We start from the raw sequence: 11,895 nt of genomic DNA, 5'->3' as shown, positions 1-11,895 counted from the left end.
AAAAGAGCATGTGCGGAATTGTCGGTGCAGTTGCTGAACGTAATATCACGGCCATCCTGGTCGAAGGCCTGAAGCGTCTGGAATACCGCGGCTATGACAGCGCCGGTGTCGCCGTCTTCACCCATAACGGCACGCTGGAGCGCACCCGTCGCACTGGCAAGGTCAGCGAACTGGACCAGGCCCTTGCCGGTCAACCGCTGGCCGGTCGCCTGGGGATCGCCCACACCCGCTGGGCCACCCATGGCGCGCCGTGCGAGCGCAACGCCCACCCGCACTTCTCCGGCTCGGATATCGCCGTGGTGCACAACGGCATCATCGAGAACCACGAAGTCCTGCGCGAGCAACTCAAGGGCCTGGGTTATGTGTTCACCTCGGACACCGATACCGAAGTGATCGCCCACCTGCTCAACCACAAGCTCAAGGACCTCGGCGACCTGACCAAGGCGCTGAAGGCCACGGTCAAGGAACTGCACGGGGCCTATGGCCTGGCGGTGATCAACGCGCAGCAGCCCGACCGCCTGGTTGCGGCCCGCAGCGGCAGCCCGCTGGTGATCGGCCTCGGCCTGGGGGAAAACTTCCTCGCTTCCGACCAGTTGGCCCTGCGCCAGGTGACCGACCGCTTCATGTACCTGGAAGAAGGTGATATCGCCGAGATCCGCCGTGACAGCGTGCAGATCTGGGATGTCGACGGCCAGGCCGTCGAGCGCGAGGCCGTGCAGTACCGCGACGGTGCCGAAGCCGCCGACAAGGGCGCCTTCCGCCACTTCATGCTCAAGGAAATCCACGAGCAACCGTCGGTGGTGCAACGTACCCTGGAAGGGCGCCTGAGCCAGAACCAGGTACTGGTCCAGGCCTTCGGTCCCCAGGCCGCCGAGCTGTTCGCCAAGGTCCGCAATGTGCAGATCGTCGCCTGCGGCACCAGCTACCATGCCGGCATGGTCGCCCGTTACTGGCTCGAAGGCCTGGCGGGTATCCCGTGCCAGGTCGAAGTCGCCAGTGAGTTCCGCTACCGCAAGGTGGTGGTGCAACCGGACACCCTGTTCGTCTCCGTTTCCCAGTCCGGCGAAACCGCCGACACCCTGGCGGCCCTGCGCAATGCCAAGGAGCTTGGCTTCCTCGGCAGCCTGGCGATCTGCAACGTCAGTATCAGCTCGCTGGTGCGTGAATCGGACCTGACCCTGCTGACCCAGGCCGGCCGTGAAATCGGCGTGGCCTCGACCAAGGCCTTCACCACCCAACTGGTCGGCCTGCTGCTGCTGACCCTGGCCCTGGGCCAGGTACGCGGCACCCTGGCGCCGGCTGTCGAGGCGGAACTGGTGGACGAACTGCGGCGTCTGCCGACCCGCCTGGGCGAGACCCTGGCGATGGACGCCAAGGTCGAGAAAATCGCCGAGCTGTTTGCCGACAAGCACCACACCCTGTTCCTCGGTCGTGGCGCGCAGTACCCGGTGGCGATGGAAGGCTCGCTCAAGCTCAAGGAAATTTCCTATATCCACGCCGAGGCCTATCCGGCGGGTGAGCTCAAGCACGGCCCGTTGGCTCTGGTCGACAACGACATGCCGATCGTCACCGTGGCGCCGAACAACGAGCTGTTGGAGAAGCTCAAATCCAACCTGCAGGAAGTCCGCGCCCGCGGTGGCGAGCTGATCGTCTTCGCTGACGAGAAGGCGGGGATGAGCAATGGCGAGGGCACCCACGTCATCACCATGCCTCATATCCACGACACCCTGGCGCCGATCCTCTACACCATCCCGCTGCAACTGCTGTCGTACTACGTGGCGGTGCTCAAGGGCACCGACGTCGACCAGCCGCGCAACCTGGCGAAGTCGGTCACCGTGGAGTAATCGGCATGGATCGGCTGGCTGCCTGGCTGTTCGGATTAAAGATTGACACAAAAGGTTAAAGTCTGACACAAGGTATTAAAGTTTGACACAACGCGCAAACCCCCGTATTTACGGGGGTTTTCCGTTTCTGGGCCATGCCGTTGGTCCGGATTAACCGCTTCGCTTGGCAGCGAGAGTAGTCTGGAAGTCCCTTCGATGTGGCCGCCGGATAGGGCCATATTTTCCTATGACTATTTTTTGAGGATCAGGTGAAGCACTCCGGTTGGACTGAGGAGGTAGGGGTTTGCGCGGTCGTAGGTTTGTTTCAAAGCAGGATATTGAACGGCACATCGCCAACGGATTTGGATCCGGCGCCGGAGCCGGTTACGTGCCTTGGTTGCGCGTCCAGGATGTCCCTTCGATGGGGCGCTCTCATAAAATTCAAGGCGTTAAAGTCGAGCGCATACATCATCTCTTGTCCGATCTCGAACGTGCCTACCTCTTGGTCTGCGAGTTCTCTGAAGACGTAGTGGACATTCGTGAGCAATACCCGTTGCTGCCTTTTGAAAGCACTCAAGCAATCGCAAAGGCGATTGGTGTCCGCTACCCCAGATACAAAGCTACTGCCCTGCCGCTGGTAATGACGACGGACTTCCTCCTGACTGTTAGGCAGCCAAACGGAGACTTCAAATCCGTAGCAAAGACAATTAAGTATCAGCAAGACCTCAAACAGGACTCTCTTCGGACTTTGGAAAAATTCGAAATCGAGAGGCGGTTCTGGATGGGCCAGGGAGTGGACTGGGCAATTGTCACTGAAGAGTCATTTACTCAAGATCTGATTAAAAACCTCGGACTCCTTAGGCGGTATGCGCAACTGCCCCGTGCGCTGATGAACTCATCACTTCACACTGAATTCCTAGAGCTTCTAGAGTTTAGCAGACCTTACCCCTGGTCCACTTCTGAATGCCTGAGAAAAATTGCCACACGTTTAGGAATAACGTATGGCGATGCTAGGGATATATTCTTCAATCTTATATGGCGGAAAATCATTCAGATTGATTTGAGTGGTGCCCCATTGCACCTGAAATCACCACTACCTGATTTCAAGATTATTTACCCTTCTGACTGGAACGCATTGAGTGAGGGGTCGTTATGAATATTTCAATTAATGACGTATTCGAGCCCGTCACAGAACTCTCGGTACTCACTACCTTAGCAAGAGTCCTTCATCTAGATGAGGATCACGACGCAGTGATCGTGATAGACCTCGTCGAGCCGCCAAGAAAGCCCTACCCTTTGGGGCTTGAAGAACTCAGGCTCTCGCTGGGGGCTGGCAACACCAAATCCGTCGTCACGGGAGTGCCCGAGTTTTTGCTGGTCTTGGAAGATGATCTCGATGAAAGTACTAAGCGCGATAGGGATGAAAAATGGGCGGTGATTGCGCCGCTTCTGGATTCGGCCTACCCAGGACAGATCTTCGTTCGTGGCGAGATGGGGCGCCTTGTGGGAAACCGCGCCGCTGAACTGGGCATGCATCGAAAGACTGTTTATCGTCTTTTGTATAGGTATTGGTTCTATGGCCAGGTAAGAAATGCACTTCTCAAAAATTATTCAGCGGTAGGTGTTGCCAGCAGGAACTACACCCAAGATAAGCGGCCCGGTCCTAAGCCTAAGTTTCAGGGAGCTCTGACCACGCCTTCCAAGCTGCTCAGTGTCGTTGATAAGCGGTGTATTCGGGTAGGTTACTCACTGTATGTTAACGATAAAGCACCTTCAATTCGCATTGCTTATGACAAGATGCTTAAGAAATTCTATTCTGTAAAAGAAATTTCGAAGAACGCAGAAAATCGAATTCGCTTACTTCCAGATACCGAGATACCTAATTACAATCAGTTCGATTATTGGGGCAAAATATTTTTTGACGAGATAGATACTGATCGTGGGCGTAAGGGTTTGAGGAAGTGGCTCAAGGACTGCCGCCCGCTGTCCGGTACCGTCCGCGATTGGCTTAGGGGTCCTTGTCACCAATTCGAGATTGACGCGACGATTGCAGATATCTACTTGGTCAACAGTTATTCCCGGCGGATGGTGATTGGAAGGCCAGTGGTCTACATCGTGGTGGACAGCTTTTCGGGGATGATTGTTGGCCTATATGTTGGTCTGGAGGGGCCCAGCTGGAATGGTGCGCGGCAGGCATTGTTCAATGCATTCACCTCCAAGGTGGATTTCTGCGCGCAGAACGGCGTCGTTATCAATTCCGAGGACTGGGACTGCCACCACCTACCTCAGCAAATCTACGCCGACCGAGGCGAGATGTTGTCTCTGGCTGCGGAAGGATTGGCAACTGGTTTGGGCATCGAGATGGGCACGGCGCCTCCGTACCGTCCAGATTGGAAGCCCATGGTCGAAAGCAGGTTCGGGATCCTCAATGATTTGACCGGTATCAGGTGGCTTCCGGGCGGTGTGGCCGCGCGGGAGAAGGAGCGAGGCGAGCGCGATTATCGGCTCGACGCCACTCTCAACCTGAAGGAGTTCACGCAGATCGTCATTGAGTGCGTCTTGCACTATAACCGTTATCATCGACAGCCAGAACGCCTCACTCAATCGATGATGCTCGATGGCGTTGAGCCTACTCCCATGGGCATATGGTCCTGGGCCTCGGAAAATGATCTGATCCAGGCCAACAACCGGCCTGACGATTTAATCTATCTCCACCTGTTGCCTCGTGAGCGAGCCTCGGTGCAGAAGGGCGGCGTGATGTTCCGCGGTATGCACTACGTGTGTGAGTTTGCGATCCAAGAAAACTGGTTTGCCAAAGCTCGCCGCAATGGCGTTTGGTCGATCGATTGCCGGTTCGATCCGAACTCTGCCGCTCATATCTGGATCCAGGGTGAGAACAAGCAGTTTCTGCGCTGCGATCTTCGACAGTCGGATGCGAAGTACGCCGGTTATCGCTCAGACGAGATCTACGATCTGCTGGAAGCGTATCGGCAAACACCACCCGCTCATAAACGCGCGGAACTGGAAAGCCGTGTTGGCTTGGTTGACACCGTGGAGCAGATCATTAGCACTGCCAAGGCCGAGCGCAAGCTTGAGCCTCCTGCGAGTAGCAAGTCTGAAGCGGTGGCCAACATCCGCGCAAATCGTACTGAGGAACGCCAGCGGGAGCGTGAAAACGCCACTGTCCCAGAGGGTGTCCGGGCAGAGCCCGAACCCGCAGTGGAAGCCCCCACCATTGCACACGACTCGTATGCGGGCCCCCGCAGCGCGCAGGTCATCGATCTGCTCAGAAGACATCGTCCGGGACAGAGCAAATGAAAGGCGCACGGATTTTCGCGAGCTACACCAACCAGACCATATCTGAATATGCGGGAAACCCGTTGATCGAGGCCTTGCCGCCAATTCTTCCGGAAGCGGCGGCCATCGAGTTGATATCGAATTTCCCCCAGCCAGTAACACCTGAAGAGCTTGAGCTCGATGGAGCGACACGCATTCACTGCATTGAGCGACTGAAGACCGTCGTGCAGCCGTTCCTGCTGCATTTGGAGCTGGAGTCCATGTTCTCTCTATTGGTCCGCCGCGGATATGTTGGACGCAATCCAACCTCACCCGACACGGTGAGGCACTTGCATTCGTTGTCGGGTGCCCAGCGCTATCATGACTCTTTCAAATCGACGGCTGATTCCTTCAGCGTTGTAGGCCTGAGTGGTATTGGGAAGTCCACAGCGCTCCACGCCATTCTGAGCCTCTACCCGCAGACGATTCGACATGAGCGCTATGAGGGCAACCAATTTGTCCACACCCAAATCACCTGGCTCAAATTGGATTGCCCGCGCGATGGATCGCTGGCTGGATTCTGCCAGCAGTTTTTCCATGCCGTCGGTCAAGCGCTCGGCGACCTGGATTATCACAAGCGGCACCGGCACCGGAACATCAACGATGCGCTGCAGCAGATGGAGCAGGTAGCCAGTACGTTCTTCATTGGCGCCTTACTTATTGATGAGCTGCAAAACCTTCACCTGGCGAAAACGGGAGGAAAGGAAAGCATGCTGAACTTCTTCCTCCACCTTGTGAACAACATCGGCATCCCCGTCGTGTTCATCGGCACGAACTCGATGATCAGCTTGTTCTCGGACGTCATGCGTGTTGCCCGACGCAGTGGCAGTACGGTCGAGTTCAAGCGGTTCGAAAAGGATGATGAGGAGTGGCAGTTCTTGGTTGAAAACCTGTGGAGTTATCAATGGTGTAAGCAGCCGACAGAACTGACCCCCGAGATCTTTGACGCGTTGTACGAGCACACCCAAGGCGTAACAGACTTCCTGGTGAAGCTACTCGTGCTCTGCCAGCGCTATGCCATTCAAAGTGGCTCCGAATGCCTGACTGCGGAGGCGATCGGCAAGGTGAGCAATGCCAAGATGCAAATCCTCAAGCCAGCACTTTCAGCTCTGCGCAGCCGGGATCCTGCTCGTATGCGGCAGTTCGATGATCTACTTCCCATTGAGGAGCAGTTAATCGACATAATGTCGTTTGATGGGCTTCCACGAGCAGACCGGCTTGCGCTGCTCCGTGGTGTGAAGTCGCATACGAAGCCAGTGGCCCCACCTTCAGCAGCAGCTCCAAGTAAACCCGTAGCTCCCGCTGCACCTGCAGTTGTCGCAGTGGAGGCGTCGCAGGCAAAGGCACTGAGTGAGCAGCATGACACCATAGCAGCACTCAAGTCGGCGGGTTGGATAACCACGGATCTCTTTGAGTTTTCGCCGGCATACCGCAAGTCATGATTCGAAGGTGGCGAAATGGAGCTGAAATTTCATTTCTTCCCAACGGCTTTTCCCGACGAGACACTGCACAGTGTCCTTTCTCGTTATGCCCGGCTTTGCGGTGGAAGTAGCTGCAAAGCAGCGTTCGCTGGGGAGAGAGCTGCTGCTTCGTTCACCCAGAACGTTGCGTTTCCAAGTCGATTGGGTGATTTGGTCGAGGCACTTCCGTATGGCGCCTGCTTCTCGGTGTCTCAAATCATCGCGCGTCATACTCTGCTGCCTTACTACGCACCCTTCCTCACCAGCAATCAGTTGCAGTTTGCCGAAGCCTCAATGGCTGGGGATACCAGAAGACTGATGGTCAAGCTGGGCATCAATGCCAGCCGAATCGAGTGGGCTTCGAGAGCCCGGTTCTGTTCTGAGTGCCTTGAAGAAGACATCCGCCGAGTTGGTGCAGCCTACTGGCACCGAGCTCACCAGCTTCCAGGTGTGTTGGTATGTCCTAACCATGGCACTCTTCTCAAGGTTGTGGACCCTGGTTGGAGCAGCCGCAATTCACGTCAGCTCAACCTTCCTGACGATGACGGCGTGCAAGCCCATGCGATCCTGCTCGATGCTCCCGAGGAGACCCTACCAGGGCTGCGGCAGATCGCAGAGAGTTCACAGCGGCTGCTGTGTCTGCAGCCTTGTTCTCTCCAATCCGATGTAGTTCGCGCTAACCTTCTGCAAGGCGCTGAATACCTTGATCTGACCACTGGTGCAGCGCATCGGTTGGACTTGCGCCGCTTGGGTACGCACATGGTCAGCTTTTTCAAAGCGCTCCCCGTCGCCTGGGAGTACTCGATTCTTCGCGAGTGCTCAGCAGTTTTTCCTGCGACCTGGGTCACCAAGCTGCTTCGTCGACCAAGAGGCACCCACCATCCACTCAAGTACATTGTTCTGGCCAACGCTTTGAAGGTAGACCTGACGCGTATCTCCTGCATCGACAAGCCATCAGAGCCTGCTCGTAAGCGACCATCCCTTTTTGTTGCCTGGTCTTCACAAAAGATGCGATCTCAGCCCCTAGTCGGGGGATTTGCTGGATTACCGGCTGAGATTTGGAAGCTTGCTCTCGCGGGGAGCGAAGCACGGCAGATCGCCGATGCAGTGGGTGTATCTCTGGTTTGCGTGTACCGGGTCATTCGCGCAGTAAACCTTGGCCCCAGCGCATGGAGAGAAGCGAGATTGCTGAGGCAGCGTCGGAAGCGTCGGACATGTTTTGAGGATGAGTATCGGAACCTGCCAGCACACCAATGCCGGGATTATGCGTGGCTGTATCGATGTGACCGGGCCTGGCTTTCGGACTGCATAGCGAAAAACGGAAATCTCCATGCAGGCCGGCCGGACAGCACTGGCAGATTCGCTGCAATTGACGCGACACTCGCCGAGCAGATCTGGTGTTGTTCACAACGGCTTCGTGCTTTACCAGGAAGGCCTGTCTGGATCTCGCGGACAAGAGTTGGGCGAGATCTGCATGTCCAGGCTCGCTTCGAAAAACAGCTCTCAAAGCTGCCCCTTTGCCGGATTGCGTTGGACCAAGCTTGTGAGTCCGTCGAGCAATTTCGCACTCGGCGCCTGTTATGGGCCGAGGCGAAGCTGTTGGATGAGCAGAGCAGCGTTACCCGATCGGCGTTGTACCGTACTGCTTGCATCAGGCCAGAGATGATTCGTGAGGAATAACAGTGGTCTGATTGTTGGACACACCCTAGTGTCAGATCAGGGTCGAAGAGCACATCCTACCCAAACACACAGGCGGGGGTGCTCATCCTCGGTACTGCACGCGAGCTGCCTCCAGCTGAGCCTGTTGCTGCTCCCTCACCACAGCCTGCTCAGCTAACAACGCCTGCATCTGGGTGTAGAGTTGGGCATGTTCATTGTCCCTATCGGCCACGGTTACCACCAGCGAGTATGCTTCTTTCTCTGCCGCTGATGGGTTCCAGTCACGATCCTGGCGCACTACGACCACAAACCACTTTTCCCCAGGCGTGCACTGTTTGACAGTCCAGCGGGATGACTGCACCGTGCCATGGTTTCTCAACTGGGCGGTGATATCCCGGTTGGTGGACCGCGCCTCCTTGAGTACTTCAGTCTTGGCCTTCAGCTCTTGGTTGAAGTGTTTCTGGACTTCATCCAGAGAAGCCCCCGTCACCAAGCGGTAGTTGATCTGGGTGGCTAGGTACTCGATGCGGGTGGTGCGCACGACTGGAGAATAGGCCAGCGTGATGGAAAGCTCACGGGTACCTCTGGAGGAGCGAAGGAAGTTCTCCGGCAGTGGGAGCTCGAAGAACTGGCAACCATCGTTCTCGATAGTCTCCTCCGACATCAACACCACGCAGTGGTCGGAGGATCTGAACAAATCAGCCTCATTCACAGCGCCATAGCCTGCCACATCCCTTGCAACGTCGCGATTGAGCGTTGCCTTGGCCTCCTTGTAGCTCTTTCTGAAATCCTCGGAAAATGAGGTCGTTACCTCCTTCGGAAGATAAGCTTGGTTCACCAGCATGGCGCGAAGCATGTTCGCAGAGGCCGTTGGATAGTGGTTCAACAAACGCCCGGCCAGGTGAGTGATGTACGGCGCCGCTAAGCTCGTTCCGCTGACCTCCTTGAAGACGGTTGCACCGACCACTTGGTGATTGAGCGTCAGCACACCCAGTCCCCTCATGTGGGGCGCCCACTGCGCATTCGCCTGTCGCATGGGGCTGGCAAAGTTACCTCCTGCAGCGACGAGCTCCGGCTTGAGCGCTCCCTTCACCGATGGCCCGTGGCGAGTAAAGGGCGAAGGCTGATTCTCCGATGCCGGCGAGAGCTGATAGATCTCTGGGAACCGCTGGCTGTCGAAAGTGGCGTTGTGCCGGGAAATGCTCCCCACTGTTAGCACCGTCATGGCCGGGGCAGGGTCGATGATCGCGCTCTGCGCAGAGACCAGGTACTCGGGGTATTCATCACGCCAGCTGTTGATGGGTATAGGTGGGTTATCGGAACCGCAGAAGTTACCTGTCGAAACCACGAACAGGATGTTGTGGCGCCTGGATAGGACATCCAGGATGTAGGCAAGGCCTCTGACATGAGATCCGTCGTAGGGCGCATTGTTGTTGCCCAGAGAGAGATTGAAGATCCTGCAGCCCAGCTCGACGAAGTGCGCAACAGCCTTCGTCAGTGAAGCCTCGAGAGAAAGTTCGTCATAGACGGCATTGCCGGTATGAGGGCACTTCTTCATCACCTTACCGTTGAAAATCCAGAGCTCAGGCCGCCAAAAATTCGAGTTGTTGCAGGCCTCTACGTCGCCGTACAAGGCTATACCAGCCACCGCAGTACCGTGACCCGCTTCGTCGGCCTCACCCTCTTCATCCACAAAAGACGCGCTTTCGCCCATCGCCGGTCGAAGCAGTGGGTGGTTAGCGTTGATGCCACTGTCGAGAATGCAGATGCGTGCGGCATCTGCAGGTGGAGAGGGAATATCTCTGGGAAGCTCATTGATGTCCCGATTTAGCTGCTGAATGCTGATACCGGTGGAGGGGATGAGGTCCACCAGGCGTACATCGCGGTGGTTCAGCAGCAGTTGTGCCTGGTCAATAGTTACCTCCACACGGTACATGAGCAGGCTGTCCAGGTTGATTTTGTCGAGCTGATGGATACGCTCCGCAGCCAACCAGGCCTCGAACGCATTTGTGAGCAGGATACGGGTAGGATGGTTCGCAACGTAGACGGGCCACAGCTCAACGTCGAGCTTGAACGTCGGCGTATTCGGAAACCCAATGTTATTGAGCGCCCAGCTCATCCGATCTTCGGGTGACCACGCCTCAACCCCGGCGATGGCTTCCAGGATCTGTCGGTAGGTCAGTGCGGCGTCCATCACGCCCAGCTTTCTGAGGTGATCGGCAAATTGGGCCAGCCCCGCTTCTGTCGCGAACACCACACAGAGCTGCTTACCCTCTTGGCTGACAAATTCCAACCCGTGGGCTGAGAGGTGAGCAAAGGTGAGTGCACCGTCGTATTGCAGCTTGAGGACATAGGGGGAATTTGCGGAAGAGCCGATCTGCTTTTTGGCTTGCCCTTCAGCAGTAGCAAAATATCCGTTTAGCTTCTGGCCATGCCCGCGACGATCTTCACGTGTTACGAAGTGGGGCGGATTCTTGGTCCGACGAGAATTGTCGAGAACTGCCCGCGCAATGCTCAGATGCTTGTAGGTAGCCACTGCTTCTTCCTTGAGAGCCCATTTTTATGACTTCCTAAGGTCCTCCCGTGCAAGGGCGCTTTTCAGCTCCTTGATGGTCAGAAATTCCTGCCCCCTCAGGATCATTCGTTTCGCAGCGCGGCGTATGACTCGCTCGATATCCGCTCCGCTCTTACCTTTAAATTCCTTCAATACTTCCTTGTCGTCAATCTCAAATTGACGTCGGATGCCTCTCAATTTCAGCGACAAAATGTCCTTCAGTTGCTTCTCGTCCGGAAGCGGAAACTCAATGGATTCATCGAATCGTCGCCAAATGGCAGAGTCAAGGATCGTCTCATGGTTCGTAGCGGCCAAAATCAAACTACGACCTTCGTAGGAGTCCATCATCTGCAGCACTGCGTTCACGACGCGGCGAAGCTCACCATGGTCGCCGCTATCGCCACGTTCTTTACCTATGGCATCGAATTCATCAAAGAGCACCACGAACGGGTGTTGGGCAATGAAATCGAAGACCTTTCGAAGGTTGGCAGCTGTCTCCCCTAGGAAGGAAGAGACCAGTGCGTCGAGTCGGACAATAGCCAAGGGCCTATCCAGCTCAAACGCCACAACCTCAGCAGCCAACGTCTTTCCGCAGCCAGGTGGACCAAAGAAAATCACCTTGCCCGCAGGCTTCATGCCGTAACTGCGCAGAACATCAGCACGGCGATTTTCCTCAAGAATCTCTTCCAGCGCTGCGGAACTACTCGGAGGGAGAATCACCTCATCGAGCGAGCGCTTAGGCGTTCTTATATCAAGCAGTGGTAAGCCACGCTCTTTATCGACAGGAACATCATAGTGAACGCGGGGCGCACTGCTCGACGCTCGCAGATTCAAATCGCTGCCGTAAAGAATCTGCTCTAGGTCGTTAGCCAGAAGGTGGTGTTGTTTCTGCCGCTCTTCTTCGATCACCGCTTTGGAGGCAAGGCGAAACGCATCGGCATCGCCCGCTGTACCTGCTCGGAACAGCTGACGGAGAATCTTTCCATTGGCCATAGTCACCACCCTCTGAATTATTGCGTACTGCTGTTTTGATAGACATCGACAAACCTGTCGTGACTACAAG

7 protein-coding genes are annotated in these 11,895 nt (G+C 56.1%); 5 read left to right on the top strand and 2 right to left on the bottom strand.

The window, feature by feature from the left end; all coding sequences use genetic code 11:
- The first annotated feature begins 8 nt into the window (after positions 1-8).
- The 5 genes from glmS to ACL9RJ_RS21740 all read left to right on the top strand — a co-directional run bounded on the left by glmS (position 9) and on the right by ACL9RJ_RS21740 (position 8,299).
- On the top strand, positions 9-1,844 hold the full coding sequence (gene glmS / locus ACL9RJ_RS21760) for a glutamine--fructose-6-phosphate transaminase (isomerizing) (protein ID WP_017129301.1): 1,836 nt from the start codon (positions 9-11) through the stop codon (positions 1,842-1,844).
- Positions 1,845-2,127: 283 nt separating this feature from the next.
- Complete coding sequence (locus ACL9RJ_RS21755) at positions 2,128-2,979, top strand: TnsA endonuclease N-terminal domain-containing protein (RefSeq protein WP_422765672.1); 852 nt, start codon at positions 2,128-2,130, stop codon at positions 2,977-2,979.
- Positions 2,976-5,141, top strand: a complete 2,166-nt coding sequence (locus tag ACL9RJ_RS21750; RefSeq protein WP_422765671.1) for a Mu transposase C-terminal domain-containing protein — start codon at positions 2,976-2,978, stop codon at positions 5,139-5,141. The genes ACL9RJ_RS21755 and ACL9RJ_RS21750 overlap by 4 nt, the downstream gene beginning before the upstream one ends.
- Positions 5,138-6,601 (top strand): ATP-binding protein, encoded by a 1,464-nt coding sequence (locus ACL9RJ_RS21745; protein WP_422765670.1) that lies wholly within the window; start codon positions 5,138-5,140, stop codon positions 6,599-6,601. Before ACL9RJ_RS21750 ends, ACL9RJ_RS21745 begins: the two co-directional genes overlap by 4 nt.
- 15 nt (positions 6,602-6,616) lie before the next feature.
- Positions 6,617-8,299 (top strand): TnsD family Tn7-like transposition protein, encoded by a 1,683-nt coding sequence (locus ACL9RJ_RS21740; protein WP_422765669.1) that lies wholly within the window; start codon positions 6,617-6,619, stop codon positions 8,297-8,299.
- Between the two features lie 82 nt (positions 8,300-8,381).
- Here the strand turns inward: ACL9RJ_RS21740 and ACL9RJ_RS21735 are convergent, their stop codons facing one another.
- A complete protein-coding gene (locus tag ACL9RJ_RS21735; RefSeq protein WP_422765668.1) occupies positions 8,382-10,814 on the bottom strand; it encodes a S8 family peptidase in 2,433 nt (810 codons plus the stop codon).
- A 24-nt stretch (positions 10,815-10,838) separates the two neighbouring features.
- Positions 10,839-11,825 carry an AAA family ATPase gene (locus ACL9RJ_RS21730; RefSeq protein ID WP_422765667.1) on the bottom strand — a complete coding sequence of 329 codons (987 nt, stop codon included), beginning with the start codon at positions 11,823-11,825 and terminating at the stop codon, positions 10,839-10,841.
- Between the last annotated feature and the right edge of the window lie 70 nt (positions 11,826-11,895).

Source organism: Pseudomonas sp. Mn2068, assembly GCF_049319725.1.
Classification (GTDB): Bacteria; Pseudomonadota; Gammaproteobacteria; order Pseudomonadales; family Pseudomonadaceae; genus Aquipseudomonas; species Aquipseudomonas gingeri.
This window is presented reverse-complemented; position numbering and strand designations above follow the sequence as displayed.

Excerpts from the sequence above, each read along its gene's own strand:
- ACL9RJ_RS21745 (WP_422765670.1), top strand. The coding sequence starts at position 5,138 with ATGAAAGGCGCACGGATTTTCGCGAGCTACACCAACCAGACCATATCT.
- ACL9RJ_RS21730 (WP_422765667.1), bottom strand. The coding sequence starts at position 11,825 with ATGGCCAATGGAAAGATTCTCCGTCAGCTGTTCCGAGCAGGTACAGCG.
- ACL9RJ_RS21740 (WP_422765669.1), top strand. The coding sequence starts at position 6,617 with ATGGAGCTGAAATTTCATTTCTTCCCAACGGCTTTTCCCGACGAGACA.
- glmS (WP_017129301.1), top strand. The coding sequence starts at position 9 with ATGTGCGGAATTGTCGGTGCAGTTGCTGAACGTAATATCACGGCCATC.
- ACL9RJ_RS21750 (WP_422765671.1), top strand. The coding sequence starts at position 2,976 with ATGAATATTTCAATTAATGACGTATTCGAGCCCGTCACAGAACTCTCG.